We start from the raw sequence: 20,141 nt of genomic DNA, 5'->3' as shown, positions 1-20,141 counted from the left end.
AATCTTCCGCTCTACCCCGCGATGGCGAGGTTCAGCTCCGTCACGTTCACGCCGTCGGCACCGAAGATCCCCAGCACGGCGTGCTGCGTGCTCGCTGCGACCAGCTGCCGCAGCTCCTCCTCGCCGAGGCCCGTCACGCGGGCCACCCGAGGCACCTGCAGCTCCGCGTACTCCGGAGAGATGTGCGGGTCGACGCCGGACGCCGAGGCCGTGACGGCGTCGGCCGGCACCTGGTCGGGGTCGACGCCCTCGCGCTGCGCGATCGCCTCGCGGCGCTGCTCGACGGCAGCGAGGAGATCATCGTCGAAGCCACCCCTGTTCGACCCACCCGACGTGGAGGGGTCGCCGGGGCCGAGCACGTCCTCCGCGGACGCCGATGGCCGGGTGTGGAAGTACGGGTCGTTCGCCGGGTCCGCGGCCACGGGGTCGATCCCGATCAGCGTCGACCCGACGGGCGTGCCGTCGGCTCGAACGATGATCGAGCCCTCCGCCTGCGTCGCCAGGCCGGGCACGTGTGCCACGCCCCATACGGCCAGCGGGTAGACCAACCCGAGTACGACGGTCGCCACGAGGAGCATCCGCAGCGCGGCGCCCATCTGGCGGCTGAGCATGGTCAACATTTCAGATCCCGGGGATGAGTCGAACGAGCAGGTCGACGAGGAAGATCCCGATGAACGGGGTGATCACGCCGCCCACGCCGTAGATCAGGAGGTTGCGCCGCAGCAGCTGGGCCGCGGTCGACGGGCGGTACCGCACGCCGCGCAGGGCGAGCGGGATCAACGCGACGATGATCAGCGCGTTGAACACGACCGCCGAGAGGATCGCCGACTGCGGCGTGGCGAGCCGCATGACGTTCAGCGCGTCGAGCTGCGGGTAGATGACCGCGAACATCGCCGGCAGGATCGCGAAGTACTTCGCCAGGTCGTTGGCGATGCTGAAGGTGGTCAGCGCGCCCCGGGTGATCAGCAGCTGCTTGCCGATCTCGACGATGTCGATGAGCTTCGTCGGGTCCGAGTCGAGGTCGACCATGTTCCCGGCTTCCTTCGCCGCTGCCGTGCCGGTGTTCATCGCGACACCGACGTCGGCCTGGGCGAGCGCGGGAGCGTCGTTCGTGCCGTCGCCGGTCATCGCGACGAGGCGCCCGCCCTCCTGCTCCTTGCGGATCAGGCCCATCTTGTCCTCGGGCGTCGCCTCGGCGAGGTGGTCGTCCACCCCGGCCTCCTCCGCGATCGCGCGTGCCGTCAGCGGGTTGTCCCCGGTGATCATCACCGTCCGGATGCCCATCGCCCGCATCTCCGCGAACCGCTCGCGCATGCCCGGCTTGACCACGTCGGAGAGCTGGACGACCCCGAGCACCCGGGCCGTGCCGCCCACCCGCTCGGCGACGACGAGCGGCGTGCCGCCGTCGGCGCTGATCCGGTCGACGGTCTCGCCGACCTCGGGCGGCAACGCGGCGTCGGTCCCCGGTCCCGTTGTCCACTGCGCGACGGCCGAGCTCGCGCCCTTGCGGACGCTGCGGCCGTCCAGGTCGAGCCCGGACATCCGGGTGTGCGCGGTGAACGGGACGAACTCGCCGGCCGCGTCCTCCTCCGGGGGCAGGTCGTGCTCCTTCGCGCACAGCTCGACGATGCTGCGGCCCTCGGGGGTCTCGTCGGCCAGGCTGGACAGCCGGGCGGCCGCGGCGAGCTCCGCCGAGCCGATGCCCGGGGCCGGGTGCAGCGCCGTCGCCCTCCGGTTGCCGAAGGTGATCGTGCCGGTCTTGTCCAGCAGCAGCGTGTCGACGTCCCCCGCGGCCTCCACCGCACGCCCCGAGGTCGCCAGCACGTTGCGCTGGACGAGCCGGTCCATGCCGGCGATGCCGATCGCGGACAGCAGCGCGCCGATCGTGGTCGGGATCAGGCACACCAGCAGCGCGGTCAGCACGATCAGCGACTGCTCGGCACCGGAGTAGCGGGCCATCGGCTGCAGCGCGACCACCGCGAGCAGGAAGATGATCGTCAACGTCGACAGCAGGATCGTCAGCGCGATCTCGTTGGGAGTCTTCTGCCGCTCCGCACCCTCGACCAGGGCGATCATGCGGTCCACGAAGGACTCGCCCGGCGCGGTGGTGATCCGCACGACGATCCGGTCGGACAGCACGGTCGTGCCACCGGTCACCGAGGACCGGTCGCCGCCGGACTCCCGGATCACGGGGGCCGACTCGCCGGTGATCGCCGACTCGTCGACAGTGGCGATCCCCTCCACCACATCGCCGTCGCCCGGGATGACCTCGCCCGCCTCGACGACGACCCGGTCGCCGACGCGCAGGGTCGGGGCGGGCACGTGCTCCTCGGTCCCGTCCGGCAGCAGCCTGCGGGCGGCCGTCTCGGTGCGCGTGCGGCGGAGGCTCTCGGCCTGCGCCTTGCCGCGGCCCTCGGCCACGGCCTCCGCGAGGTTGGCGAACACGACGGTGAGCCACAGCCAGACGGCGATCAGCCAGGCGAACACGGTCGGGTGCGCGATCGCGAGCCCGGTGACGAGCACCGAGCCGACCCAGACGACGAACATCACCGGGTTGCGCAGCTGCGCCCGCGGGTCGAGCTTGCGCAGGGCGTCGGGCAGCGACTGCCAGAGCTGGCGCGGGGAGAACGCGCCCGCTGTCACCGTGCGGCCGGTGCGCTGCGCGTGCAGCTCCCGGCGCTCGACGATCGAGCGCCGGTCGAGAGTGCCCGGGGGATGGTGGCCGGCGGAGCTTGCGGAGCCGGCGGGGCGGGTGAGATCAGTGCTCATGCCAGAGCCTCCGCGATGGGCCCGAGGGCCAGAGCAGGGAAGAAGGTGAGGGCGGCGACGAGGACGACCGTGCCGCCGACGAGCACGCCGAACAGCGGCCCGTTGGTGGGGAGCGTCCCGGCGCCGGGTTCGACGCGCTTCTGCGCGGCGAGCGAGCCGGCCAGCGCGAGCACCGCCAGGATCGGCACGAACCGGCCGAACAGCATGGCGAGCCCGAGGGTGGACTGGAAGAACGGGCTCGTCACCGTGAGCCCGGCGAAGGCGCTGCCGTTGTTGTTGCCCGCCGAGGCGTACGCGTAGAGCACCTCGGACAGCCCGTGCTCGCCGGTGTTGGCCAGCGCCGACTCGAGCTCACCCGGCTGGGCGAGCGCGGCTCCCGCGCCGAGCAGGACGACGGTGGGCATCGCGAGGATCGCGATCGCGGCGGCCGTCACCTGCGCCCGGCCGAGCTTCTTGCCGAGGTACTCCGGCGTGCGCCCGACCATGAGCCCGGCGAGGAACACGGCGATGACGGCGAGCACGAGGATCCCGTACAGGCCTGCGCCGACCCCGCCCGGCGCGACCTCGCCGAGCAGCATGTTCAGCAGCACGACCCCGCCCCCGAGGCCGGTGTAGCTGTCGTGCAGCGAGTTGACCGCGCCGGTCGACGTGCCGGTCGTCGAGACGGCGAAGAGCACCGACGACGGGACGCCGAAGCGGACCTCCTTGCCCTCCGTCGCCGCCCCCGCCAGCAGGGCGGCCGGGCCGTTGGGGTGGGTCTCCGCCCACCAGGCGACGGCGAGCAGCCCGCCCCAGAGCACGCCCATCACCGCGAGCAGCACATGGCCCTGGCGCGTGTCGCGCACCATCACGCCGAACGCGCGGGTGAGGCACACCGGGATCACGAGCAGCAGGAAGATCTCCAGCAGGTTCGAGATGCCGTTCGGGTTCTCGAACGGGTGCGCCGAGTTGGCGTTGAAGATCCCACCGCCGTTCGTGCCCAGCTCCTTGATCGCCTCCTGCGAGGCGGTCGGCGCGAGCGCGATCGTGCTCTGGCTGCCGTCCACGCCGGTGACGTCGACCCCGGCCCGCAGGCTCATCGTCACGCCGAGCGCGACCAGGACGATCGCCGCGACGATCGAGATGGGGAGCAGCACGCGGACGGTTCCCCGGACGAGGTCGACCCAGAAGTTGCCGATCCGGTCGCTCGAGGAGCGGACGAACCCGCGCACCAGCGCCACCGCCACCGACATGCCGACCGCGGCCGACACGAAGTTCTGCACGGTCAGGCCGGCCATCTGCACGAGGTGGCCCATGACCGTCTCGGGCACGTAGGACTGCCAGTTCGTGTTCGTCACGAACGACACCGCCGTGTTGAACGCGGTGCCGGGCTCGACGGCCCCGCGGCCCAGGCCGAGCGGGAGCAGCCCCTGCAGCCGTTGCAGCAGGTAGAGCAGCACGATCGACAGGAACGAGAACGCCAGCAGTGCCGCGGCGTACCCGGTCCAGCGCTGCTCGGCGTCGGGGTCCACTCCGACCACCCGGTAGACGGCCTTCTCGACCCGCCAGTGCTCGCCGCTGGTGTAGACGGCAGCGAGGTAGTTGCCCAACGGGACGTACACCACGGCGAGGAGCACGAGGAGAACGCCGAGCTGCAGCAGCCCGGCCGTCGTGACGGACATCAGAAGCGCTCCGGTCGGACGAGAGCGATGACCAGGTAGACGATCAGCGCGGCCGCGAGCAGCCCGCCGATCACGTTCTCGACGATCACAGGCGCTGCAACCCCCGCACCATCAGAAGCAGCACGGCGAAACCGCCGACGAGCAGCAGCGCGTAGGCCAGGTCGGCCATTGAAGGTCCTCCTCCGCCACGGCCCCGTTGGTCGTGGCGGCCGCAAGGATGCGACCCCCGATCGGGGGTTTGCAGGCACCTTGACGGCTTCCTAACGGCGGTGTGCTGCGGCTCATCCGAGCGAGCGCACGCAGCCGTGGCGAAGGGAATTTGGTATAGCGGAACTTCATCGCCGAGCAATAGCGCTCTGCGCACCACCGGGGTTAGGTTCCTCGGGCCCGCGTTCGGGATCGGCACGCCACCGCTCGAGAGGGAGGGAGCGCGATGACGACAGAAGCACCGACCACTCACGTCGAGACCGAGCTGGAGGAGCTCTACCGCGACCTCGACGCCGTCGACCTCCAGCCGCTCTGGACGATCACCGAACAGCTGCTGACCCCGATCCCACGGCCGCGGTCCGTGCCGTGGCTGTGGTCGCACGCCACGATGAAGCCACTCGCCCGCCGCGCGATCCGGCTCGTGCCGGTGGAGCGCGGTGGCGAGCGGCGCGTGCTCAGCCTGCGCAATCCCGGGCTCGGCGGCCTGCCCTACGCCGTCGGCACGCTGTGGGGGGCGCTGCAGTGCCTGGGCCCGCGCGAGACCGCGCCCGCCCACCGCCACTCGCCGGGCGCCATCCGGTTCGTGCTGGAGGGCGAGGGCGTCTACACGACCGTCGACGGCGACGCCTGCGACATGCACCCCGGCGACCTGGTGCTCACGCCGTCGATGAACTGGCACGACCACGTCAACAGCGGCGACGGGGAGATGTTCTGGTTCGACGGGCTCGACCTGCCGATGGTCGCCGCGCTCGACAGCATCTTCTTCGAGCCCTACCCCGGCCCCGGGGAGAACCAGCCGGAGCCCGCCGAGCACAACGCCTCCGAACGCACCTACGCGGGCGGCACCCGCCACGTCGACGGGGCCGTGACAGACGCGCTCAGCCCGGCCCACTCCAAGCTGATGGTGTACCGGTGGGCCGACACCTCGGCACAGCTCGACCGGCTGGCCGCGGCCTCTGACGAGCCGGTCGTGTCGGTCGAGTACGCCGACCCGGAGACCGGTGCGAGCGTCATGCCCACGCTCGCGTGCTCGGCGCAGCGGGTCCGGGCGGGCGGCCGGAGCCTGCCGGTGCGGCGCACCGGCAACGCCGTGCACGTCGTGTTCGCAGGCCACGGCTCGTCCGTGATCGAGGGGCAGCGCTTCGACTGGGGACCCGGCGACATGTTCGCCGTGCCGTCCTGGGCGGCGGCCGAGCACGCGTCGGACGAGCAGGCGGAGCTCTTCGTGCTCTCCGACGCTCCCGTGCTGCGCGCGCTCGGCCTCTACCGGGAGGAGACGCTCCCGGCCGCCCAACCCGTCACGTCCGTGTTTACGCCCCGGGAGAACCCGTGAAGCTCGCCCTGTTCGACGACAACCGGCTCGGCGTCGTGACCGCGGAGGACAGGATCGTCGACGTCACGGACGCGCTGCCCGGCCCGCACGACCCCGACCCGGTCACCGCGGGCTGGTGGCGCGGCCTGTGCCGGGACTTCGCGACGCTCTCCGGAGCCCTCCGTGCGGCCGCCGAGACCGGCCGGCCTCGGCCGCTCACCGACGTCGCCCTGCGCGCCCCGGTGCTCGGGACGTCGAAGGTGGTGGCCGCGGCGATGAACTACGGCGAGCACGTCTCCGAGATGCACGAGGTGCAGGAGCGCACGCTCGGCCGCGTCGAGGCCTGGATGATGGACTTCGACGTCTTCCTCAAGGCGCCCTCGTCGATCGTCGGCCCGGGCGCCACGATCACGCTCCCGCCCGACGCGGTGGCGGCCGGGCACGAGGTGCACCACGAGTCCGAGCTGGTCGTCGTGATCGGCAGCGGTGGGAAGGACATCCCGGTCGAGAAGGCGATGGACGCCGTGCTCGGCTTCACCGCCGGCCTGGACATCACGGTGCGGAGCGCGGCCGACCGCTCCCGGCGCAAGAGCTACGACGGGTTCAGCCCACTCGGTCCCTGGCTCGTCACCGCCGACGAGATCGGGGACGGCTCGGACCTCGACATCCGGCTGACCTGCGGCGGCACCGTCCGGCAGGAGGTGAACACGCGGGACATGATCACGCCGGTGCCGGCGATCGTCGCATACGCCTCGTCGATGATGACGCTCCTGCCGGGTGACGTGCTGTTCACCGGTGCGCCGCCCGGCGTCGGCCCGATCGCCCCGGGCGAGCGGCTGGAGATGACGATCAGCCGGATCGGGTCGATGTCGGTGACGATCGCCTGACCGACCACGCGACCAGCGGCACGACGGCGATCCACACGGCCGCGCCGAGCCCGGCCAGCACGTGCACGCCGTGGACGAACGCGCCGGGCACCGCGGTGCCCCCGGCGACGGCGCCGAAGACCGCGACCCCGAGCGCCGTGCCCGTCTGCCTGGCGGTGTTGTTGATGCCGCTGGCCAGCCCGGACCGCTCGGCGGGCACGGCAGACATCGCGGCCGCCACCACCGGCGCGGTGAACAGGCCCGCCCCGACCCCCAACCCCACCAGCGCCGGCAGCAGCGTCAGGTAGCCGCTCGCCGGTTCGAGGAGTGCGTAGCCGGCAGCACCGAGCGCCGCGACCAGCGCCCCGCCGACGAGCAGCGGGCGGGGGCCGAACCGGGCGACCAGCCGCCCGGCCGGCGGCGCGAGGAACGCCAGCGGCACGAACATCGGCAGCAGGGCGACACCGGCCGCGACCGGCCCCCGGTGCTGGACGCCCTGCAGGAACAGCGTCGTGACGAACAGCAGCCCGTTGACGACGAGGTTCATCGCACCCGCCGCGAGGTTCGGCCCGACGAACGCGGGCAGGCGCAGCAGGTCGAGCGGGAGCATCGGGGCGTTCGCGTGCCGCTCGCGCGCGACGAACCCGGCCACGCAGACCAGTGCCACGGCCAGACCCGCGACCGTCAGGGGCCGGAATCCGTGCTCACCCGCGTCGATGACGGTGAACACCGCGGCGACGAGACCGACCGCGGCGAGCACGGCACCGGGGGCGTCGCCACGGCGTTCGGGACGGGCGGTGCCGGCGGGGACCAGCCTGGGGACGGCGACCAGTGCCGCGAGCACAACGGGGACGTTCACCAGGAAGATCAGCCGCCAGTCACCGGAGGACACCAGGAACCCGCCCAGCAGCGGTCCCGCGGGGAGCGCGAGTGACGACACGGCGGCCCAGATCCCGAGTGCCCTGGCCCGGGCTGCGCGGTCCGGGAAGGCCTCGGTGATGACCGCGAGGCTGCCGGGCAGGAGCAGGGCCGCCCCGGCACCCTGTGCGGCTCGCGCCGCGATCAGCATGCCGGGCCCGGTCGCCAGCCCGCAGGCCACCGACGCCACGCCGAAGACCCCGAGCCCGGTGAGCACCACCCGGCGGTGCCCGATCCGGTCGCCGACGGTGCCGCCGGCCAGCAGCAGGCCTGCGATGGCCACGGCGTAGGCGTCGACGATCCACTGCGTCGCCGCCGGGTCGGCGCCCAGCCCGCTCGCGATGGACGGCAGCGCGACGTTGACCACGGTGACGTCGAGCAGCACGAGGAACATGCCGACGCACATCGCTGCGAGAACAGCCATGACCCCAGGTTCACCCGTGAACACTTCAGCGGCGGCCGAAGTGTCGGCGCGCGACACTGTCGCCATGACCCAGAGGCTCGGCGAGCGCGATGTGGCGGCGATCGCGCGGCTCTTCGGCGATCCCGCCCGGGCGCGCATCCTCATGGCACTGGCCGACGGACGGTCCCTCGCCGCGTCCGTCCTCGCGGACGAGGCGGGCGTCTCGCCGTCGGCCACCAGCGGTCATCTCGTCCAGCTGCGCGAGGCGAACCTCGTGGTCGTCGAACGGTCCGGCCGGCACCGCTACCACCGGCTCGCCCGCCCCGAGGTCGCCGAGGCGCTGGAGGCGCTCGCCACCCTCGCCCCCGCCCAGCCGATCCGCTCGCTGCGCGAGCACACCCGCGCCGCCGCGCTGCGCGACGCCCGCACCTGCTACGACCACCTCGCGGGCCGCATCGGCGTCGAGGTGACGGCCGCGCTCGTCGACCGCGGCGCCCTCGAATCCACCGACGGAGTGCGCGACACCCGCCGCCGCGCGGGCGACGCCCTCTCCGCCCCGCTGCCGACCCACCCCTACCGGCTCGGCCCGGCGGCGGGGCCGACGTTGGCTGCCCTCGGGGTCGATCTCGACGAGCTCCGCGCCCAGCCGTCCCGGCGCCCGCTGCTGCGCTTCTGCCTCGACTGGAGCGAGCAGCGCCACCACCTCGGCGGGCGGCTCGGGGCGGCGCTGCTCACCGCGTTCGTCGAGCGCGGATGGATCACCCGGACCCGCAGGCGCCGGGTCCTCGATCTCACCGACCGGGGCGCCCGCTACCTGCAGGACGAGCTCGGGCTCGACAGCGCGGTCAGCCGGGTCCACCGCTCATCCGGCGCGTAGCGCGAGCTCCCGGCGGCCCCGTGCGTGCCGGCCACCGGCCGGGACCCGACGGCGCGCGGCCGCGACCGTCAGTACTGCCAGCGATGCCGTCACGGCTGCCGTCGCCCCGAGCGCGGTCCACGTGGCGGCGTCGGGGTGCACGAGCGACTGGCCGCGCATCGCCTGCCAGATCGTGATGACGAAGATCCCCGTGTAGCCGAGGATGACGACGCCGGTCAGCTGCGCCCGCACGCGCTCGCTCCGCAGCCACGTGACGCGGGCCGCGAGCGCTGTGAACACCAGTACCGCGAGCACGAAGACCTGGATGGCGTGCAGGCCGATGAAGTGCGGGACGCGCAGGTCGCCGCCCTGGGTGCTCCAGTTCGTGATCGGCATGCCGCCGCCGTCGGGCACGCCGACACCGTGCTGTCCCATCATCCGGACCGGGTTGCCGTACGCGTCCTCGACGGTCCGCGGGCCTTCCGAGCTCGCGCCGACGATGAAGAACGCCACGCCCATCCCGATGGCGGCCAGTGCGATCCCCGCGCGCAGCGACCAGGTGAGCGCCCGCTCCCCGACCCGCTGGAAGAGCAGCATGATCGCGATCAGCAGGCTCGCCCCGAACAGCCCGATCACCCCGGACGAGAAGATCTGCTGACCGACCTGGTTGAACGTGTCGGTGTTGGTGTTGAAGTGGCTGTACGTGCCGCGGGCGGCCTGGACGGCGATGAACCCGACGTCGACGAGACCGGTGACGGCGAAGACGGTCCCGAGCGTCCACATCGTGCGTCGTGCCCGGCGCAGCTTCGGCAGCATCCACGCGAGCGTCGCGCCGTAGAGCACGAACGAGACGCCGAACTTGAACGGCTTCGCCCAGATCGACTCGTGCATGAGCTCGCGGCCGTCGACGACGAGGCCGACACCCGCGACGACGACCAGGCACGCCATCGCGGCCACCATGATCATGAGCGGCCGGTGCCAGGACCGTACCTCGGACACGGAGATGGACAAGGGGTTCCCCCAGCTGGAGCGGGCCGGTTGCGACACCGCTGATGCTGGTTCGGCCGCGGGGGAAGATCACTGGAGTGGGCAGGCCTCCCGGGGGTGGGGAGATCCCCCGTTCAGCGTGTGATGGCGCCGGCTTCCAGCGCGCTCGGATGGTGGGCGAGGACGGCGTGGTGATCGTCACCGTGCGGGCCGACGTGCACGGTGGCCGCGACGAGCCTGGGCACGTCGTGCAGCAGCCGGTGCTGCACCGCGGTGGCGATGTCGTGCGCCGCGACGACGTCCAGGCCCGCGTCGACGGCGATCCCGACCTCCGCCCGCACCCGGTGCCCCGACCAGCGCAGCCGCAGCTCCTCCATCGCAAGGACACCCGGAACGGCCCGGACGGCGGTCTCGGCCGTGTCGACGAGCCGGGGGTCGACCGCGTCCATGAGCCGCCGGTAGATGTCCACGGCCGCGCCGCGCAGGACCACGAGGATGGCGATGGTGATCAGCAGCCCGACGATCGGGTCTGCGAGGGGGAAGCCCGCCATCACGCCGAGCGCGGCCCCGACCACGGCGAGCGAGGTGAAGCCGTCCGTGCGGGCGTGCAGGCCGTCGGCCACCAGCGCCGCCGACCCGATGCGCCGCCCCACCCGGATGCGGTGGACCGCGACGAGCTCGTTGCCGGCGAACCCGATCAGGCCCGCCGCGAGCACGACCCCGACGTTCTCGACGGGCTGCGGCTCCAGGAGCCGGCGGATCGACTCGTAACCCGCGACGACCGCGGAGAGCGCGATCATCGCCACGATGAACACCCCGGCGAGGTCCTCGGCGCGCCCGTAGCCGTAGGTGTAGCGGCGGGTGGCCGCGCGGCGGCCGAGCACGAACGCGACCCACAGCGGCACCGCCGTCAGCGCGTCGGAGAAGTTGTGGATCGTGTCGGCCAGCAGTGCCGCGGATCCGGACACCAGCACGACGACCAGCTGCGCCAGCGCCGTGGCCCCGAGCACGAGCAGGCTGACCTTCAGTGCGCGGATGCCCTCGGCGCTCGCCGCGAGCGCCGCGTCGATCGAGTCGGCGGCGTCATGGCTGTGTGGCCGGAACACCTCCCGCAGCCGGTCCCGGAACGAGTGCCCGTGCCCGTGACCGTGTCCGTGCCCATGACCGTGCGATTCCACGGCTCGAATCTCCATCACGCATTGGCAATTCGCAAGGAAATCGCGGAGATGCAAGGATGTTGCACTCAGCGCTTTCCGGCAGCTGCACCGCCATTGTTTCCGATACTGCTGATCAGCAGCACCAACTGCTCGGCGTAGCGCTCCACCAGCTCGGGCGAGCTCGCGTCGGCGCCGAACAGGCCACGGGCCAGGTGCGGGTAGACGGCGAGTGCGTTGGCCGCGCTCATGGTGATGAGGTGCAGCGCGGCCGGGTCGAACCGGTCGTCGAGCTCACCGGCGCGCTGACGCTCGCGGATCACCTCGACCTCGTGCTGCAGCCGCGCGGTGCGCTCCTGCGCCTCCTCGCCCTCGTCCTCGCCAGTGTCGGCGAGGCCGTCCCAGGCCAGGAGGCGGCCGCCGAGGTTCTCGACGCTCGCACGCACGTAGCGCTTGATCAACTCGCCGATGGGCAGCTCGTCGGGGATCGTCTCCGCCTCGTGGGCCCGCCACCGCCGGCCCATCTCGCGGTACAGACCTTCCTTGCTGTCGAAGTAGTAGGCGATGAGCTGCTGGTTCACCCCGGCGCGCGCGGCGATCTCGGACACGCGGGCCCCGGCGAACCCCTTGGCCGCGAACTCGGCGGTGGCGGCCTCGATGATCCGCGCCTTGGTGCGCTCGGGGTCGCGCTGCCGCTCGTGCGGGGCGGGCGCCCGCCGTCCCCTGGTCGCCCTGCTCTCCGTGCTCACCTGCGGCATCCTGCCATCAGCCACCCGCCGCCCCGGGGAATCAGTCCACGTGGGCGCGGAGCCAGAGCTCGAGGGTCAGCACCAGCCAGAGCTTGGCGCCGTGCCGGGCGTGGACGCTCCCCCGCCCCGCGAGCCAGCCCGCCACGACCTCGCAGCGCAACACACCCCGGTCGGCCGACGACCGGGAGAGCAGCGCGTCGTGCGCGAGGTCGCGGAGGGGGCCGCGCAGCCACTGCTGCACCGGCACCCGCATCCCGCTCTTGGGCCGGTGCACGATCGTGTCGGGCAGCAGGTCGGCGACGGCCTGCTTGAGCACCCACTTCTCCTGCCCGTCGACGAGCTTGAGACGGGGCGGCACGGCGAACGCGAGATCGACGACGGCCGCGTCGAACAGGGGCGCACGTGCCTCGATCCCGTGGGCCGCGGTGAGCCGCCCGACCTTGGGCAGGATGTGGTGGGCGCCTTTCGTGCGCAGGTTGGTGTGGAGCAGCCGGTTGAGCTGCGCGGTCATCGGGCCGTCGAGGTAAGGCCGCACGTGCCGGCTGGGCGACGGCGCACCCGCCAGCGCCGCGTGGACGGCCGGGGTGAGCAGCCGCGGCAGGTCCTCCCCGCATTTGCGGTAGGAGCGCAGGTACGCCTCGGCGCGCGCCTCGGGGGACGGGTCGTCGCGGTGCAGCTCGAACATCAGCATCGGGACGTTCTTCGGCCCGCCGAACACGGGGTCGCCGCCCTCGCCGTTGAGAGCCACCGCCATCCCGTCGGCGGCCATGGCCTCGGCCAGCACCAGGTTGGGGACCGTCAGCGGGTCGCCGACGGGGTTGTCCAGCAACGCGACCGTCTCGGCGAGCCGGCCCGCGACCCGTGCGCCGTCGACGCGGAGCACCCGGTGCGCGGTGCCGCAGTGAGCCGCGACCAGCCCGGAGTAGGCCAGCTCGTTGGGCAGCTCGTCTCCGAAGCTGATCGAGTACGTGTGCACCGGGTGGGTGTGCAGCTTGGCGGCGAGCGCGGTGACCAGGCTCGAGTCGATCCCGCCCGACAGCGTCACCGCGACCGGCCTGCCCGTGGGGAGGCGCGCGGCGGTGGCCCGTTCCAGCGCCTCCCGCAGCCGGACGGGCGCGTCCATCGACGCATCGATCCGCTCCCGCGGTTCCCAGAACGACTCCGATGCGACCGTGCCGCCGGGACCCAGCCGCGTGATGCGTCCGGGGAGCAGCTCGGCGACGCCCTCGACGAGCGTCTCGGAGCCGGGCAGGTATGCGAAGGTCAGGAACGTCGTCACGGCAGGCAGGTCCACGCGCCACCCGAACCCGGCCGGGACGACGTGGTCCCGCAGCAGGCGCAGCGACGACCCGGCGGCCCACCCGCGCGGGGTGAGCGCGTAGTAGGCGGTACGCGCGCCCACGTGGTCGCGGACCAGCACCAGCTCGTCGTTCCTCGACAGCGCGACCGTGAACATCCCGTTCGCCGCGCGCAGCCCATCGCCACCGAGCCGCAGGAAGCTGCGCACCAGCAGCTCCAGGTCGCCGCAGCCGTCCGGCGCCGGGGCGCCCGCCCTCGCCAGCCCTGCCCTGACCGCGGGCTCGTCGTGCAGCGTGACCTCGCCGGCGGCACGCCACCCGTCCACCTCCACCGGGCAGTCCGTCCGGCCAGGGCCGACCACGAATCCCATCCGGTTCACCCGAAGTCGTCGTCCGCGCCGTCGCTCGCGCCGACCCAGTCGGCGTCGGACGAGGTGTCCCCCGAGCCACCGGAGTCGCCGCCTCCGGAGCTCGCCTGCTGGGCCTGCTGCTGGCGCAGCTGTTCCTCCTCCTGCGGGCTCAGGGCGAACGGCGGGTCGACGATCGCCGGGAGCAGCCCCGCCGCGCCGATCCCGGCGATGATCAGGCCGGCCCGCCCGCCGAGGGACGTCCGGTTGACCGTCAACGTCCCGTCGGTCCACGTGGTGCGCCCGTACCCGATGTCGCGGCCGTACAGCACGGTGTCCGGGTCGATGCGCCGCTTGACGACGCGGCCGCCGAGCTGCTCGTCCACCCCGGTCCGTCCGGTGTCGTCGCGCCAGGTCACGCGGAAGCCCGGTGCCCGGCGGCGCCATTCCTGGCGGCCGTCGGCATAGGCACGGCGGACGCTGCCGTCGGCGAGCAGCTCGTCCCGGAACGCGACCTCGCGGTACCGCCGCGTCACGACCGCTCCCCCGGCCAGCTGAGGAACCCGAGGCCGGCACGTCCACGCACGGACGTCGGCCCCGCAGGCGGGCTGGGCTGCCCGAGCAACCTGCGCAGGACCCGCAGCAGGTGGACCGGCGGCACCGCCGCCAGCTCCGCCCCTCCCGACGGCCCGCGCACGAGGTGCAGCGCCCGCGCCTGCTCGGGACGCAGACCCAGTGGCACGACCCGGCCGACGATCCCGTCCTCGATGCCCGCCCGCCAGGCCGCGCCGGCCTCGGTCGCGTCGTGGAGCAGGTACACCGCCGTCGCGCCCCGTTCCATCGCGTCGCGCAGCAGCTCCGGCACGCCGTCCACCACCTGGGTGCCACCGAGCACGGCCGTGCCGCTCTCCATGTGCAGGTCGTTGGCCAGGAGCATCGCGGCGATGCCGTCGTGCTGACAGATCAGCAGCCGGGGCAGCCCGTAGTCGAGCACGTCCGGAGCGTCGGTCGCCCCGGCCGGCACGGGCAGCCGCTCGCGGACGAGGTCCGGGTCGGCCCGGGCGAGAACCCGGTCGAAGGCCGGCCGCGGCAACGGGCGCGGCAGCAGGTACCCCGGACGGCGGGGGCCGCGGTGCAGCGGCCCCAGCACGGCGCGGCACGTCGCGTAGTAGAGCTGGTCGGCGGTGACCCGCACCCCGAACTCCGCGATCGCGGCGAGCGTTCTCCCGAGTGCCCTGGTGATCATCCCGTTCGCTCCGGCCACGCCATGAAACCCACCGCCTCGGCCCGCTCCTCCGCGGGGTCGCCCTGGGGCAACGCGCGTTCGACGGCCGCGAGCAGCCGGGCCGGTCGCACGGCCGCGAGCGGGAGCGTGTTGCCCCGCGCCAGCCACGCTCGCTCGGATGCGTCGAGGGATCCGGTGCGCGCCAGCTCGCTGAGCAGGGACCGGTCGGGCGGCAGGCGCACCGGCGGGCCGATCCGCTCGGCCGCGCGGGGGCGCAACCCGGCGTCGATCACCCGAGTGCCGGGCGGCAGGACGGCCCGCAGCCGGGGCACCGTGAGGCAGCCCGCGGCGTCGGCGTGGTGCAGGACCAGCACCGGAAGCGCCCGGTCCGCGGCCAGCAGGGCCGTCGGTGGCCACTCCCGGCCCTGGACGATCAACGCCACGCCGCGGTTCTCCACGATCCCGGACGCCGCGAGGAAGTCGACCGTGCCGGGGTCAGGGCAGTACAGCAGCGCCGCGGGCGGCCCGGGCGGCAGGACGTCGACGACCGGCCGCGGTGGGAGGAGGCCCGGCGGAGGTCCTCCGTACACCTCGGCCCAGCGGTCCAGCACCCACGACCGGAAGGCCGAGGCGGACATCGGCTCCCCCGGCAACCGGCGCCGCCGCGCGGTGGCCACGTGGCCGATCAGGCAGATCACGACGACCCAGAACACGACGAGGACGATGGCGACGAACACCTCGCCGGTCTGTGCGATCAGCGCCATGAACCCGCCGACCAGGCCGAAGATCATGACCATGCCCGCGCATCCCAGCCAGGCGCTCGAGCCGTCCGGGTTCGCGAGGATCTTGCGTGATGCGGCCATCCGCAGCTGGTCGGCGGTGTAGCGCAGCGGCGGCGACCCGGCGCGCCCCGGATCGGCGAGCACCTCGGCGAGCTTGCGCACCCGCAGGTCGTGCAGGTGCAGCGAGTTCGCCTTCGGCTCCAGCGCGAACGTCCTGCGGCACTTCGAGCAGGTGTGCATGCTCCGCTGCTTGCGCAGCAGGTTCGCCGAGCAGTGCGGGCAGATCACCGCGGCCCCACCGGCTCGAGCAGCCGGGCCACCCGCCGCAGGCCGGCCGCGAGGCGTTCCCGGCCGCTCAGCCCGGCCGGACCGACGCCGTTGAGCAACCGCAGCTCGGCGGCCACGTGGTCCCATCCCCGTGCCGTCGCTTCGTTCGCGTCCACCGCGTAGTTCGCGTCGGCGAGGCCCAGCCCGGTGTTCGCGGCCACGATGACCAGCGGCCGTCCGGCCCGGTTGCCGAACGCGTGCGGCACCATCGCGGGGATCCGCACGCAGTGCCCCGGCGGGAGCGCCAGCTCCACGACACGTCCCCGCTCGACCAGCGTGCAGCTGCCGTACCCGAGGCTCAGCACCACGTGCTCGGCGCCGTGCACGTGCGGGCGGAACGCGCTGTGCGGCGCCACGATGCCGAACTTGACCGTCGCGTGCGAGGGGCGTTCGGGGCCGCTGTCCGCATCGCCGATCAGGTAGTGCGCGCGCTGCCCGTCGTCGATGAAGCGCAGCAGCCCGCCGTCCTCGTCCAGCCGACGGACCCCACTCGCGGTGACCAGCTCGATCTCGTCGCCGTCCCGGAGCCGGAAGAGCTCCACCCCCGCAGGCAATGCCGGCACGGCGTCAACCTATCCGTCCACACCTCCTGATCGGGTGACCGTTCGTTGAACAGTGCGGCTCCTGTTTTCCTCGACAGGCACATGGCCCGCGGCGCTGCGGGACATAGGCTCGGACAGGAGGAGGTGTCCCATGTCGTCGTGTTGCCCGCCGGGTCGTTCCGGCGCGCAGTCACCGGCCCGCGCCGCGGTGGCCGTCGGGAGCGCGCGGCTCGAGGGCATGGTCGAGCTGCCCGGCGGCACGTTCCGCATGGGCACCGACGACCCCGACGGGTTCCCCGAGGACCGCGAGGGGCCGGTCCGCGAGGTCTCGCTGGAGCCGTTCGCGATCGGGGCCCACTGCGTCACGAACGAGCGGTTCGCCGAGTTCGTCGACGCCACCGGCTACGAGACCGACGCCGAGCGGTTCGGCTGGTCCTACGTGTTCGCGAGGTTCCTGCCCAAGGAGCTGCGGCGGGCCTCCCCGCGGCTGGAGCAGACGCCGTGGTGGTGCGGGGTGACCGGGGCGCAGTGGCGGCACCCCGAGGGGCCGGGCAGCGACCTCGGCGACCGCTGGAACCACCCCGTGGTGCACGTGTCGTGGCACGACGCGGCGGCGTTCTGCGCCTGGGCGGGCGCGCGGCTGCCCACGGAGGCGGAATGGGAGTACGCGGCACGGGGCGGGCTCGACCAGGCCCGCTACCCCTGGGGCGACGAGCTCACGCCAGGGGGTGAGCACCGCTGCAACATCTGGCAGGGACGGTTCCCGGTGCACGACACGGCCGAGGACGGCTTCGCCGGCACCGCCCCCGTGGACGCGTACGCACCCAACGGCTTCGGCCTGTACAACGTGGCGGGCAACGTGTGGGAGTGGTGTGCCGACCGGTTCGACCGCACCGAGCAGAACCGCGCGATGCGCGGCGGCTCCTACCTGTGCCACGAGTCGTACTGCAACCGCTACCGGGTGGCCGCCCGCACCGCCAACACGCCCGACAGCTCGGTCGGCAACCTCGGTTTCCGCGTCGTGGTGTCCTGAGGGCTCGTCGTGCTGTTCTGAGAACTCAGAGCCACCGCGAACTCAGAGCCACAGCGAACTCAGAGCCAGAGCACGACCTGGCGCAGCACCACCACCGCGACGAACACGACGATGAACGCCAGATCGATCCCCACGGATCCGAGCCGCACCGGCGGGAGGACCCGGCGCACCGGGGCCAGCACGGGTTCGGTGACGGTGTGCGTGACGCGCTGGGCGGTTCGCCGCCACTCCGGCTCGGGGCCGGATGACAGGGCCGCGACCCAGTCGACCACCGCCCGTGCGATCAGCACGATCTGGAAGAGCAGCAGCACCGTGCCGAGCAGTGCACCGATCGCGGACATCCCGTCTCCTCCCGTTACCTGACAGGAGAACGTCGAGCGGGGCGGCAAAGTGTCCGGATCGTCCTCAGACGAACTCGTGGCGGTGTGCCGTCGCCCACTCCCGGAACGTCCGGCTCGGGTGACCGGTGACCCGCTCGACCGTGTTCGTGACGGTCGCGGGCACACCGACGGCAGCCGCGGCGACGTCGAGCAACGCCTCGAGCACCGGCTCCGGCATCCACTCCGGCCGCTGCGCCAAGGCCTCCTCGCGGGTGAGTGCGTCGATCCCGATCGGCGCGCCGCGCACATCGGCGAGAACGTCGACCAGGCTGCGCTGGGGCACCGACTCCGGCCCGGTGAGCACGAGCATCCGGCTGCGGTGGGCGTCACGGGTGAGGACGTCGGCCGCGACCTCCGCGACGTCGTCGATGTGGATCGGGTTGACCTGCGCGTCCGGGTGGGCGATCCCGACCCGCCCGCGGGCGCGGATCTGCTCGCCCCAGTCGCGGCGGGCGTTGCTCGCGAGCCAGCTCGGGTAGAGCACCGTGTGGCTGAGGCCCGAGTCCTGCACGGCCTGCTCCACGGCGCGGTGCACGAGCCCGATGAGGCGATCGTGCTCGTGGACCTCGAACGCCGCGGGTGAGGAGAGCAGCACGACGTGCTGGACGTCGGCCTTGCGGGCGGCCTCCAGGAAGGGCGCGACCGAGCCGCCGCGCACCGGGTAGAGGAACACCGCCTCGACGCCGGCCAGCACCTCCGCTGCACCCCGGGGCTCGGTGAGATCCAGCTCCACCGGCTCGACGCCCTCGGGTGCGGCCGAGGGTCTGCGGCTCGAGCCGCGCACCCGGTGCCCGGCTTCGACGAGCTTCGCGGCGACCCGGCTGCCGATGTTGCCGTGCACGCCGGTGACGAGAACGGTCACGCGTTCCTCCAGTGGCTTCACTCGCCGATTATCTTTGCAAGCAAAGATAATTTGAAGAGAGAGCTACTGTCAAACGGTTCCCTCAACCCGCGGGCACCGTCGCGGCGGTGACGGGCGGGCGGCCGCAACGAGCCAGCACCTTGTCGTAGAGCCGCAGGTAGCGCTCGGCCATCCGGGCCGGGGTGAAGCGCCGCGCGGCCTCCCTGCGGCACTCCCCCGGGTCCAGCCGGCCGACGACGTCGAGGGCGGCGGCGAGCGCGTCCTCGTCGCCGGGGTCGACCAGGAGGCCCGTGCGGCCGTGCTCCACCAGTTCCGGGAGGCAGCCGCGCCGGTACCCGACCACCGGCGTGCCCAGCGCGAGCGCCTCGACCACCGCGGTGCCGCCCGGCTCGTCCCAGTCGATCGGGAAGAGGGCCGCGGCGGCCGAGGCGACGAGCTCGTCCCGCTCCTCACCGGCCACCGTGCCGACCCAGCGCACGCGGGTGCCGTCGACCAGCGGCTCCACGTCCTCGCGCCAGTACCGGACGTCCGGGTTGTCGGCGTCGGCGCCGCCCAGGTCGCCCGAGCGGTGGCACGGTCCGACGGGGCCCGCCAGCACCACGTTCCGGCCGGTGCGATGGGCGATGCGCGCGGCCACGTCCTGGCCCTTGTAGCGGGTGACCCGGCCGAGCACGACGACGTGGTCCCCCTTGCGGGTCGCCGGGCGCCGGTCGGCGCCCACCGCCAGCGGGGTGGAGAGGTGCACGTGGCCGACGCTGAGCGCGCGCAGCGCCCGCGGGGCGCGTGCCAGCTGCGCGAACGACACGCCGTTCACCCACAGCCCGCCGCCGCCCTCGATGCCCCCGTACAGGGCGGGATGCTTGCCGAGGTCCCAGTGGAGGGTGTGCAGCACCGGGGGCGCGGCCGGACCGAGCGCGCCCAGCACCGTCGGCCCCAGCGCCTCCTGGTGGTCGTGCACGAGGGTGATGTCGTCGCGGCGGCGCAACTCGGTCACCACCCGGTGCAGGTGCGCCGCCGCCACACCCATCACCCGGTTGAAGGGTCGCTGCAGCTGCGCGAACTGGCCGTCGTCGAACACCTCGATGCGCTCGTCGACCGGCAGCGTGCTCGTCCCGACGGTCGCCAGCACCACCCGCACCCCGCGACTGCGCAGTTCCGGGACGAGGGCGGCCACGACGTTCTCGATGCCGCCGTACCCCGGCGGCGGCACGGCGAGCCACGGGCCCGCGTTGACCAGAACGGTGATGCCCACGAGCTGCGGGATTCCCCCTTCGGCCCGGACGAACCCGGTTCCGATGACGATGTGACGGATGGACGCACCGGGTCAGGCGGACGCCACGCCCGACTCGTCCTGGTGCGCCATGAGCCGGGCGTAGCCACCCCCGGCCGCCACCAGCCCTGTCCGACGAACGGCGCGTTCGTCGGTACCTATCCGACGAACGCGCCGTTCGTCGGAAGGGATC

At 73.2% G+C, this 20,141-nt stretch carries 20 protein-coding genes; 4 read left to right on the top strand and 16 right to left on the bottom strand.

Annotation, left to right across the window (positions count from 1 at the left end; all coding sequences use genetic code 11):
- Positions 1-11: 11 nt before the first annotated feature.
- Genes FHX44_RS26590 through kdpF form a run of 4 tightly spaced genes read right to left on the bottom strand, consistent with a single transcriptional unit; the run spans position 12 to position 4,519 of the window.
- Entirely contained in the window at positions 12-620 is a 609-nt protein-coding gene (locus tag FHX44_RS26590) for a potassium-transporting ATPase subunit C (RefSeq protein ID WP_147258304.1), read from the bottom strand.
- A 1-nt stretch (position 621) separates the two neighbouring features.
- Entirely contained in the window at positions 622-2,769 is a 2,148-nt protein-coding gene (gene kdpB, locus FHX44_RS26585; protein ID WP_147258303.1) for a potassium-transporting ATPase subunit KdpB, read from the bottom strand.
- Positions 2,766-4,430: a potassium-transporting ATPase subunit KdpA gene (kdpA, locus tag FHX44_RS26580; protein WP_147258302.1), complete on the bottom strand. Its 1,665-nt coding sequence runs from the start codon at positions 4,428-4,430 to the stop codon at positions 2,766-2,768. Before kdpA ends, kdpB begins: the two co-directional genes overlap by 4 nt.
- Entirely contained in the window at positions 4,430-4,519 is a 90-nt protein-coding gene (gene kdpF / locus FHX44_RS26575; protein ID WP_075952592.1) for a K(+)-transporting ATPase subunit F, read from the bottom strand. The genes kdpA and kdpF overlap by 1 nt, the downstream gene beginning before the upstream one ends.
- Positions 4,520-4,863: 344 nt before the next feature.
- Between kdpF and FHX44_RS26570 the strand changes: the two genes are divergently transcribed.
- Both FHX44_RS26570 and FHX44_RS26565 read left to right on the top strand, forming a co-directional pair.
- A complete protein-coding gene (locus FHX44_RS26570; RefSeq protein WP_147258301.1) occupies positions 4,864-5,970 on the top strand; it encodes a cupin domain-containing protein in 1,107 nt (368 codons plus the stop codon).
- A complete protein-coding gene (locus FHX44_RS26565; RefSeq protein ID WP_147258300.1) occupies positions 5,967-6,836 on the top strand; it encodes a fumarylacetoacetate hydrolase family protein in 870 nt (289 codons plus the stop codon). The genes FHX44_RS26570 and FHX44_RS26565 overlap by 4 nt, the downstream gene beginning before the upstream one ends.
- On the opposite strand, the gene FHX44_RS26560 is transcribed toward FHX44_RS26565, so the two are convergent.
- Positions 6,799-8,157, bottom strand: a complete 1,359-nt coding sequence (locus FHX44_RS26560; RefSeq protein ID WP_212612648.1) for an MFS transporter — start codon at positions 8,155-8,157, stop codon at positions 6,799-6,801. The genes FHX44_RS26565 and FHX44_RS26560 overlap by 38 nt on opposite strands.
- A 64-nt stretch (positions 8,158-8,221) precedes the next feature.
- Between FHX44_RS26560 and FHX44_RS26555 the strand changes: the two genes are divergently transcribed.
- Entirely contained in the window at positions 8,222-9,013 is a 792-nt protein-coding gene (locus tag FHX44_RS26555) for an ArsR/SmtB family transcription factor (RefSeq protein ID WP_147258299.1), read from the top strand.
- Here the strand turns inward: FHX44_RS26555 and FHX44_RS26550 are convergent.
- From FHX44_RS26550 to FHX44_RS26515, 8 genes are all read right to left on the bottom strand, one after another.
- On the bottom strand, positions 8,999-9,991 hold the full coding sequence (locus FHX44_RS26550; RefSeq protein WP_212612647.1) for a hypothetical protein: 993 nt from the start codon (positions 9,989-9,991) through the stop codon (positions 8,999-9,001). The genes FHX44_RS26555 and FHX44_RS26550 overlap by 15 nt on opposite strands.
- A 122-nt stretch (positions 9,992-10,113) precedes the next feature.
- Positions 10,114-11,157, bottom strand: coding sequence for a cation diffusion facilitator family transporter (locus FHX44_RS26545; RefSeq protein WP_246170599.1), 1,044 nt, complete (start codon positions 11,155-11,157; stop codon positions 10,114-10,116).
- Positions 11,158-11,222: 65 nt separating this feature from the next.
- On the bottom strand, positions 11,223-11,882 hold the full coding sequence (locus FHX44_RS26540) for a TetR/AcrR family transcriptional regulator (RefSeq protein ID WP_212612646.1): 660 nt from the start codon (positions 11,880-11,882) through the stop codon (positions 11,223-11,225).
- 40 nt (positions 11,883-11,922) lie between these two features.
- Positions 11,923-13,551, bottom strand: coding sequence for an asparagine synthetase B family protein (locus FHX44_RS26535; protein ID WP_147258295.1), 1,629 nt, complete (start codon positions 13,549-13,551; stop codon positions 11,923-11,925).
- A 5-nt stretch (positions 13,552-13,556) separates the two neighbouring features.
- Positions 13,557-14,063: a hypothetical protein gene (locus FHX44_RS26530; RefSeq protein WP_147258294.1), complete on the bottom strand. Its 507-nt coding sequence runs from the start codon at positions 14,061-14,063 to the stop codon at positions 13,557-13,559.
- A complete protein-coding gene (locus FHX44_RS26525; protein WP_212612645.1) occupies positions 14,060-14,773 on the bottom strand; it encodes a hypothetical protein in 714 nt (237 codons plus the stop codon). Before FHX44_RS26525 ends, FHX44_RS26530 begins: the two co-directional genes overlap by 4 nt.
- Positions 14,770-15,774: a hypothetical protein gene (locus tag FHX44_RS26520; RefSeq protein WP_147258292.1), complete on the bottom strand. Its 1,005-nt coding sequence runs from the start codon at positions 15,772-15,774 to the stop codon at positions 14,770-14,772. The genes FHX44_RS26525 and FHX44_RS26520 overlap by 4 nt, the downstream gene beginning before the upstream one ends.
- A 44-nt stretch (positions 15,775-15,818) precedes the next feature.
- Complete coding sequence (locus tag FHX44_RS26515) at positions 15,819-16,424, bottom strand: cupin domain-containing protein (protein ID WP_147258291.1); 606 nt, start codon at positions 16,422-16,424, stop codon at positions 15,819-15,821.
- 130 nt (positions 16,425-16,554) lie between these two features.
- On the opposite strand from FHX44_RS26515, the gene FHX44_RS26510 reads away from it, so the two are divergent.
- Entirely contained in the window at positions 16,555-17,436 is an 882-nt protein-coding gene (locus FHX44_RS26510) for a formylglycine-generating enzyme family protein (RefSeq protein ID WP_147258290.1), read from the top strand.
- A 59-nt stretch (positions 17,437-17,495) separates the two neighbouring features.
- Here the strand turns inward: FHX44_RS26510 and FHX44_RS26505 are convergent, their stop codons facing one another.
- The 3 genes from FHX44_RS26505 to FHX44_RS26495 all read right to left on the bottom strand — a co-directional run bounded on the left by FHX44_RS26505 (position 17,496) and on the right by FHX44_RS26495 (position 19,930).
- Entirely contained in the window at positions 17,496-17,777 is a 282-nt protein-coding gene (locus tag FHX44_RS26505; RefSeq protein ID WP_147258289.1) for a YggT family protein, read from the bottom strand.
- A 64-nt stretch (positions 17,778-17,841) separates the two neighbouring features.
- Positions 17,842-18,678, bottom strand: a complete 837-nt coding sequence (locus tag FHX44_RS26500; RefSeq protein WP_147258288.1) for an SDR family oxidoreductase — start codon at positions 18,676-18,678, stop codon at positions 17,842-17,844.
- Between the two features lie 82 nt (positions 18,679-18,760).
- Positions 18,761-19,930: a glycosyltransferase gene (locus FHX44_RS26495; RefSeq protein WP_147258287.1), complete on the bottom strand. Its 1,170-nt coding sequence runs from the start codon at positions 19,928-19,930 to the stop codon at positions 18,761-18,763.
- Between the last annotated feature and the right edge of the window lie 211 nt (positions 19,931-20,141).

Origin of the sequence: Pseudonocardia hierapolitana (genome assembly GCF_007994075.1) — a bacterium.
GTDB lineage: Bacteria > Actinomycetota > Actinomycetes > Mycobacteriales > Pseudonocardiaceae > Pseudonocardia > Pseudonocardia hierapolitana.
The sequence above is the reverse complement of the archived record's forward strand: the minus strand, read 5'-3'. Positions and strand labels throughout refer to the sequence as shown.

Excerpts from the sequence above, each read along its gene's own strand:
- FHX44_RS26590 (WP_147258304.1), bottom strand. The coding sequence starts at position 620 with ATGTTGACCATGCTCAGCCGCCAGATGGGCGCCGCGCTGCGGATGCTC.
- kdpB (WP_147258303.1), bottom strand. The coding sequence starts at position 2,769 with ATGAGCACTGATCTCACCCGCCCCGCCGGCTCCGCAAGCTCCGCCGGC.
- kdpA (WP_147258302.1), bottom strand. The coding sequence starts at position 4,430 with ATGTCCGTCACGACGGCCGGGCTGCTGCAGCTCGGCGTTCTCCTCGTG.
- FHX44_RS26570 (WP_147258301.1), top strand. The coding sequence starts at position 4,864 with ATGACGACAGAAGCACCGACCACTCACGTCGAGACCGAGCTGGAGGAG.
- FHX44_RS26560 (WP_212612648.1), bottom strand. The coding sequence starts at position 8,157 with ATGGCTGTTCTCGCAGCGATGTGCGTCGGCATGTTCCTCGTGCTGCTC.
- FHX44_RS26555 (WP_147258299.1), top strand. The coding sequence starts at position 8,222 with ATGACCCAGAGGCTCGGCGAGCGCGATGTGGCGGCGATCGCGCGGCTC.
- FHX44_RS26535 (WP_147258295.1), bottom strand. The coding sequence starts at position 13,551 with ATGGGATTCGTGGTCGGCCCTGGCCGGACGGACTGCCCGGTGGAGGTG.
- FHX44_RS26525 (WP_212612645.1), bottom strand. The coding sequence starts at position 14,773 with ATGATCACCAGGGCACTCGGGAGAACGCTCGCCGCGATCGCGGAGTTC.
- FHX44_RS26520 (WP_147258292.1), bottom strand. The coding sequence starts at position 15,774 with ATGCACACCTGCTCGAAGTGCCGCAGGACGTTCGCGCTGGAGCCGAAG.
- FHX44_RS26510 (WP_147258290.1), top strand. The coding sequence starts at position 16,555 with ATGTCGTCGTGTTGCCCGCCGGGTCGTTCCGGCGCGCAGTCACCGGCC.
- FHX44_RS26505 (WP_147258289.1), bottom strand. The coding sequence starts at position 17,777 with ATGTCCGCGATCGGTGCACTGCTCGGCACGGTGCTGCTGCTCTTCCAG.